This window comes from Vibrio toranzoniae (assembly GCF_024347655.1).
GTDB classification, from domain to species: Bacteria; Pseudomonadota; Gammaproteobacteria; order Enterobacterales; family Vibrionaceae; genus Vibrio; species Vibrio toranzoniae.
Genome location: NZ_AP025514.1, coordinates 1,503,462 through 1,525,340 on the forward strand (window position 1 = coordinate 1,503,462; position 21,879 = coordinate 1,525,340).

The 21,879-nt window shown below is 44.1% G+C and carries 17 protein-coding genes and 1 pseudogene; 10 read left to right on the forward strand and 8 right to left on the reverse strand.

Features of this window, described 5'->3' with window-relative positions; all coding sequences use genetic code 11:
* Window positions 1-169: 169 nt before the first annotated feature.
* Together OCU50_RS06530 and OCU50_RS06535 are read right to left on the reverse strand one after the other, a co-directional pair.
* Entirely contained in the window at window positions 170-859 is a 690-nt protein-coding gene (locus OCU50_RS06530) for a DUF3306 domain-containing protein (protein WP_060467674.1), read from the reverse strand.
* The gene (locus tag OCU50_RS06535; RefSeq protein ID WP_060467675.1) at window positions 849-1,313 is read right to left on the reverse strand and encodes a DUF3305 domain-containing protein; all 465 of its coding nucleotides are present in this window, start codon (window positions 1,311-1,313) and stop codon (window positions 849-851) included. The genes OCU50_RS06530 and OCU50_RS06535 overlap by 11 nt, the downstream gene beginning before the upstream one ends.
* A gap of 400 nt (window positions 1,314-1,713) precedes the next feature.
* On the opposite strand from OCU50_RS06535, the gene fdhD reads away from it, so the two are divergent.
* A complete protein-coding gene (gene fdhD / locus OCU50_RS06540) occupies window positions 1,714-2,535 on the forward strand; it encodes a formate dehydrogenase accessory sulfurtransferase FdhD (RefSeq protein ID WP_060467720.1) in 822 nt (273 codons plus the stop codon).
* A 207-nt stretch (window positions 2,536-2,742) separates the two neighbouring features.
* Here fdhD and OCU50_RS06545 read toward each other — a convergent pair whose 3' ends face one another.
* On the reverse strand, window positions 2,743-4,326 hold the full coding sequence (locus tag OCU50_RS06545; protein ID WP_017057276.1) for an ABC-F family ATPase: 1,584 nt from the start codon (window positions 4,324-4,326) through the stop codon (window positions 2,743-2,745).
* Between the two features lie 460 nt (window positions 4,327-4,786).
* Between OCU50_RS06545 and OCU50_RS06550 the strand changes: the two genes are divergently transcribed.
* A complete protein-coding gene (locus OCU50_RS06550; RefSeq protein ID WP_060467676.1) occupies window positions 4,787-7,132 on the forward strand; it encodes an ATP-binding protein in 2,346 nt (781 codons plus the stop codon).
* A 1-nt stretch (window position 7,133) separates the two neighbouring features.
* Window positions 7,134-8,021, forward strand: a complete 888-nt coding sequence (locus OCU50_RS06555; protein ID WP_060467677.1) for a mechanosensitive ion channel family protein — start codon at window positions 7,134-7,136, stop codon at window positions 8,019-8,021.
* Between the two features lie 133 nt (window positions 8,022-8,154).
* On the opposite strand, the pseudogene OCU50_RS06560 reads toward OCU50_RS06555, so the two are convergent.
* From OCU50_RS06560 to OCU50_RS06570, 3 genes and pseudogenes are all read right to left on the reverse strand, one after another.
* Window positions 8,155-9,774: pseudogene (locus OCU50_RS06560) on the reverse strand (methyl-accepting chemotaxis protein).
* 273 nt (window positions 9,775-10,047) lie between these two features.
* Entirely contained in the window at window positions 10,048-12,075 is a 2,028-nt protein-coding gene (locus OCU50_RS06565; protein WP_060467678.1) for a sensor histidine kinase, read from the reverse strand.
* The gene (locus OCU50_RS06570; protein WP_060467679.1) at window positions 12,065-13,528 is read right to left on the reverse strand and encodes a sigma-54-dependent transcriptional regulator; all 1,464 of its coding nucleotides are present in this window, start codon (window positions 13,526-13,528) and stop codon (window positions 12,065-12,067) included. Before OCU50_RS06570 ends, OCU50_RS06565 begins: the two co-directional genes overlap by 11 nt.
* 301 nt (window positions 13,529-13,829) lie before the next feature.
* Here OCU50_RS06570 and OCU50_RS06575 point away from each other — a divergent pair, with 301 nt between their 5' ends.
* The 6 genes from OCU50_RS06575 (at window position 13,830) to OCU50_RS06600 (ending at window position 18,980) form a co-directional block, all read left to right on the forward strand.
* Window positions 13,830-14,636 (forward strand): ABC transporter substrate-binding protein, encoded by an 807-nt coding sequence (locus tag OCU50_RS06575; protein WP_060467680.1) that lies wholly within the window; start codon window positions 13,830-13,832, stop codon window positions 14,634-14,636.
* A gap of 148 nt (window positions 14,637-14,784) precedes the next feature.
* Window positions 14,785-15,483 (forward strand): ABC transporter permease, encoded by a 699-nt coding sequence (locus tag OCU50_RS06580; RefSeq protein ID WP_060467681.1) that lies wholly within the window; start codon window positions 14,785-14,787, stop codon window positions 15,481-15,483.
* 10 nt (window positions 15,484-15,493) lie between these two features.
* On the forward strand, window positions 15,494-16,213 hold the full coding sequence (locus OCU50_RS06585) for an energy-coupling factor ABC transporter ATP-binding protein (RefSeq protein ID WP_060467682.1): 720 nt from the start codon (window positions 15,494-15,496) through the stop codon (window positions 16,211-16,213).
* Complete coding sequence (gene mobA, locus OCU50_RS06590; protein WP_046224284.1) at window positions 16,191-16,775, forward strand: molybdenum cofactor guanylyltransferase MobA; 585 nt, start codon at window positions 16,191-16,193, stop codon at window positions 16,773-16,775. The genes OCU50_RS06585 and mobA overlap by 23 nt, the downstream gene beginning before the upstream one ends.
* Window positions 16,775-18,592 carry a bifunctional molybdopterin-guanine dinucleotide biosynthesis adaptor protein MobB/molybdopterin molybdotransferase MoeA gene (locus tag OCU50_RS06595; RefSeq protein ID WP_060467683.1) on the forward strand — a complete coding sequence of 606 codons (1,818 nt, stop codon included), beginning with the start codon at window positions 16,775-16,777 and terminating at the stop codon, window positions 18,590-18,592. The genes mobA and OCU50_RS06595 overlap by 1 nt, the downstream gene beginning before the upstream one ends.
* Window positions 18,593-18,713: 121 nt before the next feature.
* Window positions 18,714-18,980: a DUF2960 family protein gene (locus OCU50_RS06600; protein WP_017063882.1), complete on the forward strand. Its 267-nt coding sequence runs from the start codon at window positions 18,714-18,716 to the stop codon at window positions 18,978-18,980.
* Window positions 18,981-19,156: 176 nt separating this feature from the next.
* Here the strand turns inward: OCU50_RS06600 and nagK are convergent, their stop codons facing one another.
* Window positions 19,157-20,065: an N-acetylglucosamine kinase gene (gene nagK, locus OCU50_RS06605; RefSeq protein WP_060467684.1), complete on the reverse strand. Its 909-nt coding sequence runs from the start codon at window positions 20,063-20,065 to the stop codon at window positions 19,157-19,159.
* Window positions 20,066-20,228: 163 nt separating this feature from the next.
* A complete protein-coding gene (locus tag OCU50_RS06610) occupies window positions 20,229-20,975 on the reverse strand; it encodes a tRNA-uridine aminocarboxypropyltransferase (RefSeq protein WP_082710326.1) in 747 nt (248 codons plus the stop codon).
* Window positions 20,976-21,047: 72 nt separating this feature from the next.
* On the opposite strand from OCU50_RS06610, the gene OCU50_RS06615 reads away from it, so the two are divergent.
* Complete coding sequence (locus OCU50_RS06615) at window positions 21,048-21,851, forward strand: sterol desaturase family protein (RefSeq protein WP_060467686.1); 804 nt, start codon at window positions 21,048-21,050, stop codon at window positions 21,849-21,851.
* Window positions 21,852-21,879: the final 28 nt, after the last annotated feature.

Consider the following 21,879-nt stretch of genomic DNA (forward strand, 5'->3'; position numbering starts at 1 on the left):
GCTATCTACAAAAAAGTCGATAGTGAACGTTATTTAGCAAGTGCCATGCCAAATTAATAATTCATTATTTTCAATGAATTAGTGTAATTCTGAGTCTCTTTAGAAAATAAAAAAGCCGCTTGGGACATTTTGTCGCAAGCGGCTCATTGAGTGTTTAGTCAAAATGTACCTATTCTTTGTGTGGTATATTTTGTCCCACCTCTTTTAGGTCATCTTCGATTGTCTCAGTATCACCATTGTCAGATACTGTGTTTTTATACAGTTCCTTTTCTTCCCCGGCAATTTCGCCACTTTCGCTAAGTTCTGATTCGGTCTTTTCCGCTTCATTAATAGAGTCATCAAGCTCATTAATTACAGTTTCTTCCTCATTATCAGTAACTTGCTCGGTATCGCTTGGTGCTTCCTCTTCTGTCTTGTCTTTTACCCAATCACGTAATGTTTCTGCGACGCCTTCAGAAAGAGACTTCAAGTTACTGTAATCGTCATCATAATCGTCTAAACCATCACGGACGTTAAACTCTTCTGAGAGGAACAATTTACGCAATGCGGCCTTTTTTACGCTTTCTGAGGCTTCCGACACTAATAGTTGAGCAACAGACAAGTCCTCAGCCGATTCTGATGCCGTATCTTGGGATTCAACAGCATGAGCTTCTTCATCGTTTTCTAAAGCATCACTTTCTAAAGGCTGAGGTGCTTCTGCGGCAGCAGCAGGTGAAAGATCAGTAGATAGAATCTCAGAAGATACAGAATCGGAGGAGGTAAGTTCTATTTCTTCCAGTGTTTGCTCTGCTTCAAAAGGCTCATCTGTGGACTCATCAAGCTTTCGTTGAGACCAACGGCTAAAAAAGTTAGTTGCCATTTGATCTGCCCACCCCTTTACGTTTCTTGCGCCTTGCTTCTAATAACTCGCCATGACGACCAATGAATGCTTCCATCCAAGCTTGTACAGGCAGAGGCATGTCGTAAGACAGCACTTGGTTGTCTCCGTCCATGTATTGCCCAGCAACGGTTTGAGAAGCTGTTAGCAATTGAATGATTGGCTTAACACCTGAATCAACATTATCCATCACTAAGAAAAGCTTCGGTTGCTGAGAGCTTAAATTGAATCGGTAGTCAGTACGTTCGTCTTTGTGTAACTGAAGTAAACACACGTCTTGCGTATCGTCTTCTGGTGACAGTTCAAACCCAGTTAATTCCCATTGCGTGGTTACCCAGATACCTGTTTTGATCTCTTTCTCTATTCTTTGGACACCTATTGGCCAAGTTGCTTCTGTTTTTTGATATTGTTCTTTGTATTCTTTTATCTCAGACATACTTCACCCAATTGATTTTCTTTGGTCTGAATGCACGTAGGACATTTTGTACTGAGCGCAATCATATACCCCTACATAGCAATAAACACGCCAATACACGATAACTTTCACTATCCTACATAATGCCTTTCATTAGTCAGTTAACCCTATAACGTTAGCCGATACTCGTAAGTTCAGACAGCTCCCCCGGCGAACTCTCTTATTTTGCGCTATTTTCATCGAATGCTTCATGTTTTTTGGAATCCCCGTTATTTTGGAATGAGAATTGCTAAATGCTTGAGTTAAAGTAAAACTAAGACTGAATAAATTACAGCGAACAAATGTATTCTACAGAGTCATAGGATGGCTCTTGTGACTTCTTACCTCATAACATCGCTGTCTCATTAAGTAGGACATGACTGTGGTAAAACCAAACATAATAAAAACCAGTGAAAACCCACTTCAGACCATCGAAGTTGAAGTGTTTGATGAATATGGCGAAAAGCTAACGAAACAAATCGCGTGCGAGCGCCCTCTTACCGTTATGTTGAACTGGAAAGAGATAGTCACGCTGATGACATTAGGCTCACGTCCTGAAGCGTTAGTGTTAGGCTATTTGAAGAACCAAAGCTTCCTTTCTGATCCTGAAGCGGTTGAATCTATCATCATCGATTGGGAAACCAGCTCTGCTGCGGTTATCACCAAAGAAGACACGAGCCAACTTGAGCAAGCACTTAAGAAGAAGACAGTGACCTCTGGCTGCGGTCAGGGCACCATGTTTGGTAACGTAATGAAGCAATTGGAAGATTACCAAGTGCCTCAAACCAAGATTAAGCAATCTGAAATCTATACGGCTTTAGAAGCGTTGACTCATTACAACGACACGTACAAGAAAGCGGGTGCAGTTCATGGTTGCGCAGTTTGCAAAGACGACAAGGTGCTATCGTTTGTTGAAGATGTAGGCCGACATAACGCGGTAGATACCCTGGCCGGTGAGATGTGGCTTAACAAAGAAGATGGCGCAGATAAGATTTTCTACACCACTGGTCGTCTAACCTCTGAAATGGTCATCAAAGTGGCGCAAATGGGTATTCCTGTTCTGCTATCACGCTCTGGCGTTACACAGATGGGCTTAGATTTGGCTCAGCAATTTGGCATCACGACCATTGCTCGCGCTAAAGGCCTTCGTTTCCAAGTGTTTACTGGCGCAGAAAAGATTGAATTCGATGTAAAAGGTGAATAATCAGCAGGTGAACAAAAAGCGTAAGTTCGATTTGGTGGTGCACTAACAGTTTCTAATTGTAAAGTTCTGATGAGTTCTGATGTAAAGAGTTAGTGGCTCACAAGAGATAAATACAAAAACGCCGTCATGCTTTTCAGTCTGACGGCGTTTTTAGTTGAAAGCTTAATTCTCAACCTATTGAGTTGGAAGTTAAGGCTAACTTAAAACTTAACCACGTGCTTTCAAGAACTCAGCGTAAGTACCGCGGAAGTCGTTGATCTTGCCGTCTTTGATCTCAAGGATACGAGTTGCTAGCGAGTCTACGAATACGCGGTCGTGAGATACGAAGAACAATGTGCCTTTGTAGTTCTCAAGAGCCAAGTTAAGCGCTTCGATAGATTCCATATCCATGTGGTTCGTTGGTTCATCCATAAGTAGGATGTTTGGTTTGTGCATCATGATCTTGCCAAGAAGCATACGACCTTGCTCACCACCAGAGATAACCTTTACAGACTTCTTGATATCATCTTGACCAAACAGCATACGACCAAGGAAGCCACGGACAACTTGCTCGTCTTCACCTTCTTGACGCCATTGGCTCATCCAGTCAAACAGGTTCATGTCTGTCTCGAAGTCATGTGCATGATCTTGAGCATAGTAACCAATGTTTGAGTTTTCAGACCACTTGTATTCACCAGTGCGAGGTTCCAAAGCGCCTGCTAGTGTGTTGAGTAACGTTGTTTTACCCACACCGTTCTCACCAATAATAGCAACACGCTCGCCTACTTCGAAAATCGCATCGAACTTGCTGTAAAGGTCTTCTTCAAAACCTTGAGATAGGTTTTCAACCACAAGTGCGTTACGGAATAGCTCTTTAGACTGTTCGAAACGGATGAACGGGTTTTGACGGCTAGACGCTTTAACTTCGTCTAGTTGAATTTTGTCGATCTGTTTAGCACGAGATGTCGCTTGTTTCGCTTTAGATGCGTTAGCTGAGAAACGAGAAACGAACGTTTGTAGTTCAGCGATTTGTGCTTTCTTCTTCGCATTATCAGAAAGTAGACGCTCACGAGCTTGTGTCGCTGCTGTCATGTACTCATCGTAGTTACCAGGGTAAAGACGAAGCTCACCGTAATCAAGATCAGCCATGTGTGTACAAACTGAGTTTAAGAAGTGACGGTCGTGCGAAATGATGATCATTGTGCAGTTACGTTGGTTTAGCGTATCTTCCAACCACTTAATCGTGTCCATATCCAAGTTGTTCGTTGGTTCGTCAAGAAGCATGATATGCGGGTCTGCAAACAGTACTTGAGACAATAGAACACGAAGTTTCCAACCCGGTGCTACTTCGCTCATTAGGCCGAAGTGCATTGATTCTTCAATACCTACAGCAAGAAGAAGCTCACCTGCTTTTGCTTCAGCCATGTAACCGTCCATTTCAGCAAACTGAACTTCAAGATCAGCTACCTTCATGCCATCTTCTTCGCTCATTTCTGGAAGCGAGTAGATACGGTCACGTTCTTGTTTGATAGCCCAAAGCTCTTTGTGACCCATGATAACCGTATCGATTACCGTGAATTCTTCGTAAGCAAATTGGTCTTGGTTTAGCTTCGCAACGCGCTCATTTGGATCGTAGCTTACGTTACCTGCACTTGGCTCAAGTTCACCAGATAGGATCTTCATGAACGTCGATTTACCACAGCCATTCGCGCCGATTAAACCGTAACGGTTACCCTCGCCGAACTTAACTGAAATATTTTCGAAAAGTGGCTTAGCACCGAATTGTTGAGTGATATTTGCTGTGGAGATCAATGCATTTACCTTTTTAATGTGAAAAACGCCGCAACGTTACTTGTTCAAGGGTTTAACTGCAAGCCTTGATTGTAATTACCCGCCATTAATTGAGCATAACCTAGTCAAATTATAATTTGAGTTAACTCACACTTCTTATTCTCTAACTTACTGCGAAAAACGTTGTCCTTCAGAAACAATAAAATAAAGAACGATAACCAATATTGGGGATTATATGCCCTCTACAATGATCAAATTCTCATGGTCGAATATATAGCACGGTAAGCTATTTAAAAACTTCTTTGATATCAGTAACACGCGACATAGCAAGGCGCTCAAATACTAACCTGAATCCTGACAACGTCATGAGCATGATGAAAGAAACAAGAATAAAGTACTTATCCCCAAACGGCGTTAGATTTCACAAAATAAGGTTAACTAACTATAGTATTCCTAACCTCATAATTTTAAGAGACTTTTTATGCGTTCATTATTGCGCTTCTTATTACTCACATTAGCCCTGCTCTCTTGGTCTGTTAATGCCAACTTGGAATATGACGTGCAATTACAACCTGAGGTGTCGGAGGTTGTTCAAAATCTGGCTAAACGAATCGATGTACTGCCTGACCCTTTGTTTATGGACGAATCGGATAAACGTAAAGTCAGTATCTTGCTTGCTGACGTAATACGAATTCAAAACCAACAAATCGAAACGTTTGAACGACAGCTCAAAACATATCGAGACAAGGCCGATTCAGACCAGTGGTTCTTTGTTGAATCGAGTTACTTAACATTAAAAAGTTTGAACGTCAGTAAACAGAGCCTCTTAGAGCAAACAACGAACGCGAACAGAGAGCGCTTAACGGGTTTTGGGCCTTATGGCGTAACCCAATTTAAGCAGGAATGGCAGCTAACTCAACTTAATATCGAGTACTTGGTGTATTTACAAACTCGTAGCTTCAACGCTTTGATTACAGAGATCTTCATTTCACCGGTCCCAGTTATTTGGGCTTCATTGAAGGTATTGTTTATCTATTTCTGTTTAGTCTGGTGGTTATCAAACAGCACGCGTCTTACCGAATTGTTCCGAGTTAATATTTTGGAAGCCAAGCAGAACCCTCCTTTTTTGGTCCGTTCGGTTTGGTATATCAGCCGTGCCCATCGTGCGATAGCGTGGTTAATTGCTATCACTATCTCATTGCGAGTGCTCTCCAGTTTACCTAGCCTACAGCACTTGATCTTCCTAGAGATCTTTACGTGGTGGATACTTGGTGGTTCGATCGCGATTAGCTTTATCCTCGAATTTGCTTATCGTATGAGTCGAACTTCAAACCAAGAAGTTGTTGCACTACGTTTGTCTACTATCCGACGTTATGTATGGAGTTTTATTGTCGCGGGCGTCATCCTTCAGATATCGATTAAAACTCTTGGTAAAGGTACTATTTACAGCTGGATCTACAGTGCTCTGTTCGTATGGTTTGTACTGGTCACTATATCTGTTCTACGACTATGGCGTTCAAAGGTATTTGACGCTCTTTCGCATATTTCAGAAAGACCGGTATGGGTAAACTGGGCGGTTAACCGCAAAGACACTTTCCTACTTAATATAATAGCCACAGTACTGGGGATTATATGGTTGGGTATCTACAACTGTCAGCATCGCATTATGGTTCTGCTTTCTAATTACACACTGTTTAGCCAAGCGTTGGCTTACCTATTTAGAATCGAAGTGGCAAAGCAATCTGACCTTGATAAAAGCCAGCAAAACTTAGTACGAATAAAAGGCGACCAAACTTTTGAATACATACTTCCGGGCTCGATCGACAGCACACTAATAGATTACGCTGGCGACGAAGTGAAACAATTGTCTCGTTACCTCATGTCGGACAGTCCTGCTATCTGTATCGTGTCTGGTGAGCGTGGCATTGGGTCAACAACTCTGCTTTATACTTTACTGCACAAAGTTTCTAATGCTGAACCCCTTTACGTCAGTTGCCCTTATGCCGGATACCAAGAGTTTCTATGTCACCTCGCCATGAGTATTGGTTTGGACGAAGACGCTACAGAAATTCAAATCTTGGCACATTTAAGGAAAAGCGAAACGACTTACTTGATCGCAATTGATAATGCTCAGAGGCTGGTTAAACCAATGGTCGGAGGCTTATCTGATCTTATCCGTTTAACTAATTTATTACGTCGTTCTAAAAAGAATCACCGTGTAGTGATGTCGATTGCAAAGTCTAGTTGGCGCTTTGTTGATAGAGCGCGTGGTGAACGCCTGTTGTTTGATTTGGTTTGCTTTCTGCCACGTTGGACAGAGAAACAAATCGGTGATCTACTGACAAGCCGCATTAATACCGAGTTAGAAAAGCCGCTGTCGTTTGATGGCTTGGTCGTTCCCAAACAGTGGGATCAAGATGACATGACAGAAGAAGAGCGCGCTCGCCAAGGTTTCTATCGGATCTTATGGCACTACTCAGATGGCAACCCTACTGTCGCCTTGCGTTTCTTCCGTTTCTCTCTAAATCGGAATAAAGAGACGGATCAAGCTGTAGTGAGATTGTTTCATGTGCCAGAAGCGCAAGAGCTCGAAAACATGCCTAAACCTATGTTGGCTGTGTTGCGTTCTATTGTGCAGTTGGAAATCGCGTCTCCTGAAGTGCTGTCTGATTGTACTCAATTGAGTATCGCTGAAATTACTGGGGTTTTGCGTTACTTCGAGAGCCGTGGTTACATTGGTTGGAATGAAGATAAGGCAAAGATTTCAGATCACTGGTTCCGGCACATTACCAACGTCCTCGACCGTCAACATTTATTGGTGAAGTAAAATGAAGAAGTTATTTGTCCTATTACTTGTTGGCCTAGCGACGACGGTCAGTTTTCCGATCTACGCAACGGAAGAGTTAGCTAACGTAGAAAACATTTCGAAGATCGCTAGCTTAGTACGATGGAGCGGCGTGTTCTTTTCCATGATCGTGATAGCAGCAATGTGGTTATTGCTTAAATTCATCAATTCGTTGGTGACAAGCTTTGGTAGCCAATTCGTGCAATATAGAATGTTGTTACAAAAGCTGCAGTCGTTTACTCAGTTCTTCATTTACGTAAGTACAGGGCTTATCGTATTCATGATGAGTTTTCGAATCAACGACCAAATACTGGCTCTGATTGGGGGTACCCTCGCCGTGTCTGTCGGCTTTGCGCTTAAAGACTTGGCAGCATCATTCATCGCCGGTATCACGGTGATGATTGATAGACCGTTCCAAGTTGGTGATCGTGTTACGTTTGAGGGCAACTACGGGGATATCATTACCATTGGTTTGCGTTCAGTGCGAATGAGAACCCTGAACGATGACATCATTACCATTCCAAATAACAAGTTCCTGAATGAAGTGACCACCAGTGGAAACTATGGCGCGTTGGATATGCAAGTGGTGATTCCGTTTTATGTTGGGATGAATGAAGACATCACTCTCGCCCGTGATTTGATTCAAGAGGCTGCTTCTTCAAGCCGCTACATTCACTTACCAAAGCCGGTGACGGTTCTTGTTAAACAGACGATTACTGACAACTACCTAGCGATACAGCTAACCTGTAAGGCTTATGTAGTGGATACGGCGTATGAGAAGTTGTTCGAGACAGACATTACCCTTCGAGTAATGAAAGAGTTCAAAAAGCATAACATTAATCCACCGCAAATTTCAGTGGCGGCGCATTAATCAAGACTGGTTTCAGGTTTAGCTTTCTATTTAGCTATTTAGTTATTAACGAACGAAAACACCCCCGAACTATCTCAAGTGCGGAGGTGTTTTTATTAGGTTACTAGGTGTGGAAAGATTAGAGTCGTTGGATTTACACCTTAAAGTACTTCAACTGGTCAGTAAGATGTTCTGTGGTGTTGGCCATTTTCTGGCTGTCTTCTGCGAGTGATTGTGACGCTTGGAGAACTTCGTTAGCCGCTAAATGAATACCGGTGACATTTTCACTCATTTCCGTCGCAACGGTGCTCTGTTGCTCCGATGCTGCAGCAATCTGTGCCACCATGTCATTAGCGTTATGAAGCTCATTAACAATCACATCAAGCTGCTGACGAGTTTCGTTAGAGGCAACGACACTATGATCGACTTTCTCATTACTGCTTTGCATCGCTTTAAAGGTACGCTCTGCTTGCTGAGTCAGCTTCTCAATCGTCGCCTGTACTTCATTGGTTGAGTTCTGAGTACGGCTCGCTAGGTTACGTACTTCGTCTGCCACGACGGCGAACCCTCGCCCTTGTTCTCCAGCCCGTGCAGCCTCTATTGCTGCGTTAAGCGCAAGCAAATTAGTTTGTTCTGATACATCACGTATCACACTCACCACTTGGCTTATCTCAGTGACGCCTGATTGCAGATCTCTCACTAGGTCGTTTGCTGTCGAAATATTCTCTGAAACCTGAGATATCGTCTCAGACGTCACTTGCATGTTCTTGTCATTTTGGTTTGCATGACCGACCACTTTATTGGTGCTCTCGGCGGTATTTTCTGCATTAACCGCGACATCAGAAATGGTAGCGCTCATCTCGGTCATTGCGGTAGACAATAACTCAAGCTGTGCGTGTTGCGAGTTCACACTGGTTGCGGCTTCTTCACTGGCTTGCGCGATGTGACTTGCCATGTTGCTGGATAAATCCGCCGATTCATTGGCAGTGCGAAGCGTGCTTTGTAGTTTTTCGAGCATGGTATCAATTTGATGACTCATATCACCTAACTCATCTTTGCGCGTCATATTCATACGCACGCGAAGATCACCGTCTGCAATCTTATGGGTGTTATCAATCAGCTTGTTAAGTGGGATGAGTATATTATTTGAAATCGCATATCCCATCGCAAACAACAGACCCGATAAAACAACGGCAACCACCCCCTCTTTAATGGCTAACGCATAGAAGGCTTCTTGAATGTCCGAGACTAAGATTCCAGAGCCCACAATCCAGTTCCATTCTGGGAATAGTTGAACGTACGAAATCTTGTCTTTCAATTCCCCTTGAGGGCTCATCCATTGGTAATCGAGAAAACCTTTCTTTTCTGGGTTTCGAGAAATAGTCACCATCTCGCGCCAATGCTGTTTACCCGCGCCGTCTTTCAAGTTTCCGGCATTGGTGTCATTCAGCTCTGGCTTTAATGGGTGGTTAATGATGTTGAGTTGCTGGTTTAAAATCTAAAAATAGTTGGTGTTGTCATAGCGAAGCGTTTCAAGGGCTTGTAGGGCTTGTTTCTTCGCCACCTCTTCGCCAAGAACATTACGTTGGTCATAATAGTGTTGAGCTAAGCTGACCGCTGTTTCGACTTGAGCACTGAGTTTATCTTATCGCTCTTGCATGGAGCTTTCACGTTGCTGGATTAAATTAAAGGTCGACGCCATTCCCAATAGAACAACCGATAAAACGACGATGGATGCGAGCTTCGATTTGATGGATAGATTACTTAATTTCATAGCTGACTGACTTTATTATCTTTTTTAATTATGAATTTTGGAGCAAGGTATCAAAAAATCGCGCAGCTAAGTTGATATGCATCAAGTGAATTATATATACACTGTGTTACATAATAAAAAAGAGGTACCCGTCAAACAGGCAGAGGTTGAGATTTGGCTGGCGATAGATTAGAAATGCGGAATTTTCGTGCTTGGGCTAAAACGTTCGTGTAATAGCCCAAGCGCGTTAGAAATATTATCGGGTAATAATATCAGTGAATTAGTTCTTAGAACTTATAGATTTGATACTAGCAATTGAGGCGTAGCTTTCTGTTGAAGGTAAATACTAAAGCGGCTCCCTTTACCCACTTTCGATTCAACTCGTATCTCGCCGCCCGTTTGACTCAATATACTTTGAGACACTGACAAACCTAAGCCAGTACCGTCTCGTTTGGTGGTATAGAAAGGCGAGAAAATACGTTTCAATTGCTCTTCATTGATACCACAACCTTCATCTTCCACATGAACAATCGCCCCATGAGACACGCCATTTTCAAGCCAGTCTTCACTTGAGATAGTCAATGTGCCCTGTCCGTCCATGGCATGAATGGCATTCATTTGTAGGTTAACTAGAATCTGCAATAATTGGTTGCGGTTCACTTCCACTGAGGTTTTAGCATTCAGTTGTGATACGTACAAAATGCCTTTTTTCTTCGCACCCGTTTTTACAAGCGTAATGCTCTCATCAACGATTGGGTTGATATGTTGCCACGTAATTTCGTCTTGTACGCCGCCGTGTCGGCTGTATTGAAGCAGGCTTCGGGTGATGTTTCGGATACGGTCAATCTGCTCCATGATGGCGTGGACTTCTTCGTCTACGCGGCTCACTTCGTCACCGAGTTCAAACTTCATCAATTCGACGTTGCCAAGAATCACCGCCGTCGGATTATTAATCTCATGAGCAATGCCTGCGGTTAATTCACCTAGCGCGGCTAATTTTTCATTGACCACCAGCTTATCTCTAGCTTGATTGAGCAGTTTGATATGCAGTTCAAGCTCTTCAGTTTTCTCTTTCAAGCTCGCCGTACGTGAGTGAACCTTACATTCTAGCTCAGAAGCCGCTTGTTGAATCTCTTGGTTGCGCTCGTGGAGCAAATCCAACATCTTATCGAATTGTTTAGCGAGTAGTGTTAATTCATGTTGATCATCCAGACCAAGCGCGCCAATTCGCTTGTCTTTACCCATCTGTACTAGCTTGACCACTTTATGGATGCGTTCAATTGGGTTGAAAAGATCACGTGCACCACGATGAACGATCAAGCCAGAAGTCAGCAATAGCAGCACAATCGTAATGCTGATTTCACCAAGGTTGGTCAGATATGTTTCTATTAACGGCCAAATCAGATACCCGGTATAAAGCATGCCAATCACATTATCGAACTGGTCATGTATAGGCTGATATGCGGTGATGTACCAAGCGTCGTAAACATACGCGCGATCTAGCCACTCCTTGCCTTCGTTTAAGACTTTTGAGTGAACCTCATGCGAAACACGCGTACCAATCGCGCGTCCTGCACTCTTTTCACTGCTTAAAGGCACGTTGGTGCTGACACGTAGATCATCAAGAAATACGGTGACAGTACCAATACGACGATTAAGTCCATCGCGTTGCGGATAGATCAAGTTGCTGATTTGATCAACGAGCTGTGTACTGTTGTTGAGTAGGATACCGCCATCTAGGAAACCAATTACACGGTCATTCTCATCCCGAATGGATACGACTGTGCGACTGACTAGACCTCGTGTTTCGACACTCTGTCCGTTAAGCATAGGCACTTCGGCTTTTCTCGCGAGATCTCGGTCTAGGTTGCTGAGTTCATTTTGGCTTAATACGCTGAAAAACGACGCTTTGTGGGTCAGATTCAGGTATTCCAGCTTCTTATCCATACGTTCGACACTATGCCAGCGTAGAAAATCGAGTTCATAGCGAGATTTGTTTTCTGAAACCCAACGCGTGAGTTCTTCTTTTGAAGTATCACTCGAGAGTTTGACGCGGAAGTTGTATGACTCAGCAAAGGCACGAACGTTGTAAGCCTGTTGGCTTTGAATCAGTTGAATACTGTTGTCGGCAACGTCCAAGCGCTCATCAACATCAATCAATGCCCCCTGCCACGTGTAATGAACCGACCAATACAGCGTGATAGCAACAAGCGCGCACAACGTCAGAATGATCGGCGCAGATGTCAGAAACAATAAACGGTAACGTACCATGGTCTTGAAGCGGAACGCCCACTTGGACCACCACTGACGTCTAATCGGCATATTCAGAGCCTTCTGTATTCCAGTCTTTGTATTTACGTTCTAAGGTTTTTCGTGCAACACCAAGATCTCTTGCTGCTGCAGACTTATTACCATCATGGAAACTTACCAACTGTTCTATATGGGATTTTTCCACTTCTTTGAGCGTCCAAGTATTTGGGTAGCCCTCTACGGCGTCTGCGTTATTCAGGTTTGGTACTTCTGCGCCGTGTGACACCGTCACCGAAATGCTGGTTGGTGCAGGGTCGCCATTCACTTCACGCCAATAGTGAGCTGGTGGCTTGTCTAACAGAATACAGCGTTCCACTAAATTTTTAAGTTCCCGAATATTCCCCGGCCATTCGTATTCATTCATCGCTAAGATATCTTCATGTGCCCAGTTTGGAACGGGCATGCCTAGCTCACTCGATAATAGACGGGTGAAGTATGGAACCAGCTCAATCAGATCCGATGGACGCTCTCTGAGCGGCACGACATCAATCTTCAATACATTCAATCGATAGAAGAGATCGCGACGGAAGTTTCCTTTATCTACCTCTTGTTGAAGGTTACGGTTGGTCGCCGCGACGACACGTACATCAACGGCAATTTCTTTCTCACTACCGACCGGACGAATGGTTCTTTGCTCTAATACACGTAAAAGTGCGGCTTGCATTGGCAATGGCATTTCACCAATTTCATCAAGGAAAAGTGTGCCGCCGCTTGCCACTCTGAATAAGCCTTCACGATTTTTCTTCGCGCCAGTAAACGCGCCAGAGGTGTGGCCAAACAATTCGCTTTCGAGAAGTTCTGGAGCAATTGCGCCACAGTTAATTGGCACAAATGGCCCTGTTCGCTTGCTGGCTTCATGCACGCCACGCGCAACTAACTCTTTACCCGTGCCCGACTCGCCTTCAATAAGAACCGATGCTCGTGATGGTGCGAACTGGCTGATAAGTAGCTTGAGCTGTTTGGTTTTGTCTGAACTGCCGATTAGTTCGGTTTTGATATGACGGCTAACATCGCGCTTCAACGCGTATTGCATCCTTTGATCTAGGCGTTTGTCCATGCAGCGCAAAACGGCTTGTATCATCTGCTCTAGGTTGAATGGTTTCAGGATGAAGTCAGAAGCGCCAAGCTTGAGTGCCGAGATGGTCATTTCTAAATCGGCATAGCCGGTCATGAAGATCACATCGGCTTTTCGGTCACTGTCGTTAAAAGCTTCTTCCCATTCAATACCTGAGCGGCCGGGAAGGTTGATATCGAGAACAATGAGATCGAAGTGTTCGTTGCAACGCAGAACCTCAGCTTCTTCTACTGAACCTGCGCTCGATACCTTGCCAAAGTACTTACCTAGTGCTTTCTTAAGAATTGCCTGCATCCCAATTTCATCATCGACAACCAAGACAGAAAATGCTTGATATTGAGTCAATGTGTTTGAGTTGAGATGAGACGCGCTTGAACTAGGTAAAGACATAATGATCAGCCGATAGGAAAAGTTGGGACAGAGTGTACCAATTAACCTTTTGATCAACAGGGTCAACGTGCGACATTTTGTCCTAGCTCATATTTTGATGCATTTTATCGGGTCAAATGGCGCAGTTTTGTGCGGAATAACAGCAATTTAATGAAGTCTGATGCACTATTTATTGGCATTAAGCTTGCTTGTAATGTGATGATTTCTAATTACAAAAATTAGCATCTTATGCACATGCTCTTCTTTGAGCCCTTTAAAAGAAAGCGTGTCATTCATTTATAACAGAATGGACATAATAATAATGAAAGCAATTCCCTTAACGATTGCCGCTCTATCTATCGTCAGTTACTCGGCTAGCAGCGCAGAAGACACCACGCATATCAAACTTGCGACAACAACAAGCACATATCACTCTGGCCTACTAGACTACTTACTACCTGAATTCGAAAAAGATTCTGGTATTAAAGTAGATGTTCTAGCGGCGGGGACGGGTAAATCTCTTCGCATGGGTGAAAATGGCGATGTGGATTTGGTGATGACTCACGCGCCAAAGGCTGAAGCAAACTTTGTTGAACAAGGCTATGGCGTTTTACCTCGTAAACTGATGTACAACGACTTTGTGATTGTTGGCCCTCAAAGCGATCCGGCAAAAATTGAATCTCAAAAAGCAGTGGCTGATGTGTTCAAAGCGATTGCAACCAACAATCTGACGTTTGTGTCTCGTGGTGACGATTCAGGTACGCACAAGAAAGAGATGGGTATTTGGGCACAAACCAAAATGGAACCAAACTTTGGTGGCTACCGCAGTGTTGGTCAAGGCATGGGCCCTACTCTGAACATGGCGTCTGAAATGCAAGGCTACACCATGACAGACCGTGGCACATGGTTGGCTTACCAAAACAAGCTTGACCTAAAAGTATTGTTCCAAGGCGACAAGAACCTATTTAACCCTTATCAAGTGATTCTTGTAAACCCTGAGCGTTACCCAAGCATCAACTACCAAGCGGCGAAGGTATTCAGTGATTGGTTGGTGAACCCTAAAGGTCAGAAACTGATTAACGATTTCAAGCTAAACGGCAAGCAGTTGTTTGTTGCGAGCGCTGAATAGTCGTCATTGCACTACTCTTACAGGGTGAATATTGAGCTCGCAAAAAATGAATAGCTGACTCACCCTGTTTGACGAATCCCGTGTCAGCTATAACCTAAATATTAGCATTACCTTTTAAGACTTATTGTCGATTCACACGAGATACTTCATGACCCTATGGCAAACAACGATTGATGCAATGAACCTACTAGTCAGTTTTGACCACGAACTGTGGAAAATCGTAGCGGTATCCTTCAGCGTGTCTTTGTCTGCCATTTCTCTGGTGATTGTTCCTGCAATCCTTATGGCTTTCTTATTGGCTTACACCGAATTCCCCGGTAAATGGGCACTGCTTTCGGTGATCAACACCTTACAAGCGATACCGACTGTGGTGATTGGCTTGTTGATGTACATGATGCTCTCTCGCTCTGGCCCTTTAGGTGACTGGCAATTGCTGTTCACTCAAAAGGCGATGATTCTGGGCCAAATGCTGATCTGCTTCCCTATTTTGGTTGCTATGATGCACGGCGCGCTTCAAGCCAGTGATCGCCGAGCGGTAGAAACGGCACGTACCCTTGGAGTTTCTACCACTCGAGTTGCGTGTACCTTGATTTGGGAAACTCGTTTCCCGCTACTTGCAGCTGCCATTGCTGCATTTTCTCGCATCGTAACCGAAGTCGGCTGTTCGATGATGGTCGGCGGCAATATTATGGGAATGACACGAAATATCCCAACGGCTATTGCAATGGAAAGTCACAAAGGCGCATTCGCACAAGGTGTTGCGCTAGGCATGGTGTTATTAGCATTGGCATTAGCCCTTAACTTTTTCCTTTCCAGTGTGAGAGGAAAAGGCTATTTAAGAACTTAGGAACGCTGTCATGAGTATAAAAATAACAACGCAGCAAATTTCAATGCGCTATAAAGAGCGTGTTTTGTTCCATATTCCTGAACTGTCTATCGGCCCAAACGATGCTATTTATCTTAAAGGTGATAACGGTGTTGGCAAAACGACCCTGCTTAAAATATTGTCAGGCTTGCTCAAACCAAGCTCTGGCCGTATTCAGTCCCCGACACAAAGGTGGCAGCATAACCTGTTTCCCAGACTAAAATTTAAAGACATCATCTATCTCCATCAAACCCCTTACCTATTTGATGGCTCGGTGTACCAAAATGTCGCTTATGGCGTTCGCTTTAACAAACAGAACCAAAAAGATAAGCGAGCTCAAATAATTAATGCATTGAGAATGGTAGGTTTAGAAACCCTAGCAGACGAGCACATTTCCGTGTTGTCTGGTGGTGAGCGTCAACGCGTAGCAATGGCAAGAGCTTGGATTCTCAAGCCTTCAATCTTGCTGATGGACGAACCAAGTGCTTCTTTAGACAAAGAATCTATTGAAAGATTGGTGATTATGGCCGAAGATCTTCTTCAGAGAGGCGCGAGTTTAGTCATTACCAGTCACCAAACCAACGCGTTAACCGATTTGTGTAAGAAGCAGTGGTGGATCAAAGACAATACCTTGACCGAATCACCGCTTCTGCAAGTAATTAAAAAGAACAAAGCACAAGAGAATATTTATGCTGCTTCCAACGCAAACTAGTTGGGTTATTTTGGCTGGCGGACAAGCCAGCCGTATGGGCGGAAAAGATAAAGGACTCGTTGAGCTCAACGGTTCCCCGCTTATTCAATACGTTATAGACAAGCTGTCACAACAAGATGTCAGCATCACCATCAATGCCAACCGTAACCTCGACAGTTACCAAGCATTCGCTCCGGTTGTTTCCGATTCGTTCCCTGATTACCCAGGTCCTTTGGGTGGCATTCACGCTGGCCTTAAAAACGCGGCAACAGATTGGGTTGGTTTTGTTCCTTGCGACAGCCCTCAAATCAGTGACGACCTTGTCGAGCGTTTTTGCGCTGCGGTAAAAGAAGACAGCGATATTCTTGTGGCTCATGATGGTGAATATAAACAGCCTGTGTTTACCCTATTTCACAAGCGCGTACTTCCAAAGTTAGAAGCCTTTTTAGAACGTGGCGACCGCAAGATCATCTTGCTATACAAAGAGTGTGTGACTGAGTACGTCGATTTTAGCGACGCGCCAAACTGCTTTGTAAATCTCAATACGCCAGAAGAACTCACCCAATTCGGAACGCTTCAATAATGAAAGATTCAAAACAACGCCCTAATCTCCCCTTATTGGGTTTTGCTGCCTACAGCGGTACAGGCAAAACTACCGTACTTGAAGCGTTACTGCCTTTGCTTACCAACGCCGGTTTGAAAGTGGGTGTTCTTAAACATGCTCACCACGATTTCGATGTCGATAAGCCGGGTAAAGACAGTTACCGCCTACGCAAAGCGGGCGCGAATCAAATGCTGATCGCTTCGCGTAACCGTCACGTGATGATGACAGAAACGCCAGAAGCCGAAGCAGACTTTGATTATCTGCTGACTCGCTTTGATACCAATACGCTGGATTTGATTTTGGTTGAAGGCTGCAAGAACATCGCCTTCCCTAAGATTGAGCTTCACCGAGACGAAGTGGGTAAACCTTGGCTTTATCCAAACGACAACAACATTATTGCTATCGCCGCAGACAGCAAAGTTGAATCTGACCTGCCACAAATGGCGATCAGCGACTTAGAAGCGATTCGTGATTTCATCATCGACTATGCTCAGTCATTCGACCCTGCTTCGAAAACAAGTAAAGTCGCTGCGTGTGCATCGTCAAAAGACGACGCACCAGTTGTGTGTTGTGACTCTTTCTCTCCAGCCGGCTTAACGGTGACTCAAGGTCAGCAAAAAATTGTTGATAGCATTGACGCACTAGAGCTTGTTGTATCTGTTGCGTTAGAGCAAGGCTATGGTCGTGTATTAGCTGAAGATGTTATCTCGCCAATCAACGTGCCTCAGAACACAAACTCTGCAATGGACGGATACGCCATTCGCAGTGAAGATTTAGATCTGGATAGTTACCAACTGGTTGCTGAAGTAATGGCGGGTCACAGCTACGACAAAACCGTTCAACAAGGTGAAGCTGTTAAGATTATGACTGGCGCGCCAATGCCTGAAGGCGTTGATGTGGTTGTTATGCGTGAGCAAGCCGTTCAAGAAGGCGACACAGTTAGCTTCCCAGACGCGAAAATTTCAGTAGGACAAAATGTCCGTATGGCGGGTGAAGATCTAGAAATCGGCCAGCCTGTCTTTACTCGTGGCACACGAATCGAAGCACCAGAAATGGGTATGATGGCGTCACTTGGCTTCGGTACCTGCCCTGTTCTGCGCAAAGTGAAAGTGGGTGTATTCTCGACGGGTGATGAAGTTCAAGCTCCGGGTAGCGAGCAGAAACCAAACTCTATCTACGATTCAAACCGTTTTACTATTATCGGTATGCTTCAGAAGCTAGGTTGTGACATCGTCGATTACGGCATCATTGAAGATGACGAACAGAAGATGATGGATGTACTGCATTCTGCGTCGTTGGAGACTGACATGGTGTTAACGTCTGGCGGTGTATCTGTTGGTGATGCTGACTACATCAAACTCGCGTTAGATAAGTTGGGTGAGATTAACTTCTGGCGTATCAACATGCGTCCGGGGCGACCTCTTGCTTACGGCAAAATTGAAGACAAACCTTTCTTCGGTTTACCGGGCAACCCAGTAGCTGTGATGGTGTCGTTCATTAACTTTGTAGAGCCTGCGATTCGTAAGCTTCAAGGTCAAACTAACTGGACACCAGTGAAAGCGAACGCGGTTGCGACGGAGCAATTACGTTCTCGCCAAGGTCGTACTGAGTTTAGCCGTGGTGTGTTCTCAATGAACGAATCTGGTGTGCTTGAAGTAAAAACAACCGGCAAACAAGGTTCAGGTATTCTGAGTTCAATGAGCGAAGCAAATTGCTTGATCGAAATCTCACCAGCGGTTGATACGGTGAAGGTTGGCGAAACAGTGACGATTATCCCTCTGCAGGGCCGCGTTTAATTCAAAGCTCAGATAGCGATAAGCGTTAAAACGATAATCTTAAGATTTCTTACCATTACCTTGAGCCACGTACGGTTTTTATGTAGAGTGCGCGAAAGTAATAATCCTATTGGAGAGCACCATGGCTCGTACCATTCTATATACCTATAAAGACGAAGATAAAGAGTTACTGTTTTCTAAACAAGAACACCGCACGATCCAAGAAGCTGTCGCTGCAGCGGAAGGCATCGATATCTCTGAGTATCTTAAAACTGAGCAACAGCTTGAGTTGATTTCCGATACGAAAGCGGTTCGTAACTACCAGGACAACTACTTCCGCAAGCTTGGCTTTACTAAGCTTACGTTGAAGCAAAAAGACAACCTTGGTGTTGGTAAAAAGAAGAAGTAAGCCCTCTGGCTCTTTTTCTGTTCTCTAGCTTCTAGCTTTTCGTTTGTATTTAAGAACTAAGAGTTAGTAGCTAAGACTTAAGAAATGAAAACACCAAACCATAAAAAATGCCGCAATCTCTTTCGAGATTGCGGCATTTTTATTTGTGCTTTTAAATAATTTACATCAAATAGATCTTACTTGATGTTAAGGAATGCAGCACCACGAACGCCGCCTGAATCACCGTGTTTCGCTTTGATGATCTTAGGACACTTCGCTACAGACAACAGGTATTTAGGCACACGCTTTGGCATCTCTTCGTAGATAAGCTCGAAGTTTGAAAGACCGCCGCCCAATGCAACAACATGTGGGTCAAGACCAGTAAACAGGTTTGCGAAACAGATAGCCAATAGCTCCATGAAACGATCTACGTGCTCAGCCGCTTTTGCTTCACCTTCGTTGTATGCTTGGATGATCTCAATCGCTTTCTTCTTCTCACCGAAGTAGTGCTCGTAAATCAACTCAAAGCCACGACCAGATAAGTAGCTGTCTAGACAACCTTTCTTGCCACAACCACAGCCTAATAGTGGTGCGTTGTCGCCAAGGTGAAACCATGCATCAATAGGAAGGCGCATATGGCCTAGCTCACCTGCAACGTGGTTACGGCCAGAGAACACTTTACCTTCGTAAACTAAACCACCACCAAAGCCAGTACCTAGAATTAAGCCAGCAACTGATGGCTCATATTTAAGCTCGTCATCCCACGCTTCTGAAAGCGCAAAACAGTTTGCGTCGTTCTCGATCTTTACACTACGACCGATCAGCGCTTCTAAATCTTTACGTAGTGGTTTACCTGTTGAAGCTGGTACGTTAACAACCAGCATTGTGCCGTCGTCTGCGTTTTCCATGCCAGGAAGACCAAGGCCAATTTTGCCTTCGCAAGAGAGTTCGTTATCGTACTTTTTCACCAAATCAGCAATGGTTTCAAGCAGTAATTGATAATCTTCCGTTGGCGTTGGTACGCGCTCTGTTGCTACTCGCTCAAGTTTTTCATTGAACGCACCAAACTCAATTTTTGTGCCGCCAACATCGAAGCCGTAATACATGAAATCTCTCCAATTTTTCCCTAAATTCGGGCAAACAAATTTTTGTAAATAAAAAACTAAGGAGCATTATCCATAACACTCCCCCTACAAACCGTGATAGATAACAAACTTATCTCGTGTTCGAGTCCGTTTGAACAACAAGTCAGCACAAAGCGGTTAAAGGTTAGAGTGACTTCTCATTTTTACCGTGCTCTATGAAAGCGTTCAGACTTGGTTTGGTCGGATCCGACTTATAACGAGTCTTACTCAACATATAGCTTTCACGAAAGGCTTCAAACCAAAGCTGCAAAGTCTTCGCGCCCTGCTCTTCACCTGCTTGTTTTAATACTAAGCTCGCTACTTCTGCGGTTGAAAGGTGTTGGTCGTTATCAGACTTACGCATCATGTATTGAGAAACCGATTCAGGCTCAATCGATAGCACCGGTAAATCTTGCAGGTACTCAGAACGTCTGAAGATACGTCTTGCTTCACGCCAGCTACCATCGATGAAAATTAGCAGTAGCTTTTTATTCGGGTCACGCATTTGTGGTAAGTCTTGAACCACTCGCGTTTTGTCATCGGTGTAATCTTCAGGGAACACGATGACAGGCTGATACTTGTCATCTTTGAGTACTTCCAGCATCTCTGTGTTTGGCTCTGTACGATGCCAAAGGTAAACATGACTGTCTTTTACGGTGTCCACAATCAAACGGCCTGTGTTGCTTGGCTTTAAGATTTCGTTATCAGACAAGATCAACATGGTCGCGACGTTCGTATCTATGTCTGGTTGATGTTCACAGATACAACTGTCTTGTTTGATTTTGCAGTACTCACATCGCACCACTTTACATCCGCGCGCATTAAACGGTTTGGTAGAAAGTGATAAACGGTGTTGGTATAAACGGTGGAAAGCGTGGATTCTCATGGACAATAACGACAGATAGAACTAGAAAAGTGGCACGATTGTACTTACAGTGGCTTGATAATGATAGAAGGAATTCTTATGCAGGACCCATCGCTACTTCGCCTTGTTTGTTTTATTGTCGCTTTTGGATTGTGTGCTCTATGGGAACAACATTTCCCACGTAAAACATTGACTCAAAACAAATGGTTTCGTTGGGGGAATAACTTCGCGCTAGTCACTTTGAATAGTTTTCTATTAGCCACTCTAATCCCTATCGCTGCGTTCCAAGCGGCGATTATCGCACAAGATAATCAATGGGGGGTATTCAATACCCTGTCACTTCCTAAAGAGCTTAGCATTCTGATATGCGTGTTGCTGTTGGATTGTGCTATTTACCTCCAACACTTGGTGTTTCACCGTATTCCTTGGCTATGGAAGTTACATCGAGTTCATCACGCAGACCTAGATATTGACGTAACGACAGGTACACGCTTCCACCCGATTGAGATGATATTATCGATGTTGATTAAAGTCGCGTTGATTTTTGTACTCGGCGTTCCGGCATTAGCGGTGGTGATCTTCGAAGTGGTATTGAATGTGAGTGCGATGTTCAACCACAGCAACGGCCGACTGCCTTTGTGGCTGGATAAACAGTTACGCAAAGTGATTGTGACGCCCGACATGCATCGAGTTCACCACTCTGTCATTGTTAAAGAAACCCATTCGAACTTTGGTTTCTTCTTATCGGTGTGGGATATTTGGTTCAAAACCTATCGCGCGCAACCTAAGCTTGGCCATGACAAGGTAAGCATTGGCGTTCCTGAAATACGCGATGGAAAAGAACAAAGGCTAGATAAGTTGATTACCCAGCCATTTAGATATAATCAGAAAAATAAGAACTAACAAGCTATCCGAAAGTTTTGCTTTATTA

Bases quoted from the DNA above. Each gene is read 5' to 3' on its own strand.
- OCU50_RS06530 (WP_060467674.1), bottom strand. From the start codon at position 859: ATGGCAACTAACTTTTTTAGCCGTTGGTCTCAACGAAAGCTTGATGAG.
- OCU50_RS06535 (WP_060467675.1), bottom strand. From the start codon at position 1,313: ATGTCTGAGATAAAAGAATACAAAGAACAATATCAAAAAACAGAAGCA.
- OCU50_RS06550 (WP_060467676.1), top strand. From the start codon at position 4,787: ATGCGTTCATTATTGCGCTTCTTATTACTCACATTAGCCCTGCTCTCT.
- OCU50_RS06555 (WP_060467677.1), top strand. From the start codon at position 7,134: ATGAAGAAGTTATTTGTCCTATTACTTGTTGGCCTAGCGACGACGGTC.
- OCU50_RS06565 (WP_060467678.1), bottom strand. From the start codon at position 12,075: ATGCCGATTAGACGTCAGTGGTGGTCCAAGTGGGCGTTCCGCTTCAAG.
- OCU50_RS06570 (WP_060467679.1), bottom strand. From the start codon at position 13,528: ATGTCTTTACCTAGTTCAAGCGCGTCTCATCTCAACTCAAACACATTG.
- OCU50_RS06575 (WP_060467680.1), top strand. From the start codon at position 13,830: ATGAAAGCAATTCCCTTAACGATTGCCGCTCTATCTATCGTCAGTTAC.
- OCU50_RS06580 (WP_060467681.1), top strand. From the start codon at position 14,785: ATGACCCTATGGCAAACAACGATTGATGCAATGAACCTACTAGTCAGT.
- OCU50_RS06585 (WP_060467682.1), top strand. From the start codon at position 15,494: ATGAGTATAAAAATAACAACGCAGCAAATTTCAATGCGCTATAAAGAG.
- mobA (WP_046224284.1), top strand. From the start codon at position 16,191: ATGCTGCTTCCAACGCAAACTAGTTGGGTTATTTTGGCTGGCGGACAA.
- OCU50_RS06595 (WP_060467683.1), top strand. From the start codon at position 16,775: ATGAAAGATTCAAAACAACGCCCTAATCTCCCCTTATTGGGTTTTGCT.
- OCU50_RS06600 (WP_017063882.1), top strand. From the start codon at position 18,714: ATGGCTCGTACCATTCTATATACCTATAAAGACGAAGATAAAGAGTTA.
- nagK (WP_060467684.1), bottom strand. From the start codon at position 20,065: ATGTATTACGGCTTCGATGTTGGCGGCACAAAAATTGAGTTTGGTGCG.
- OCU50_RS06615 (WP_060467686.1), top strand. From the start codon at position 21,048: ATGCAGGACCCATCGCTACTTCGCCTTGTTTGTTTTATTGTCGCTTTT.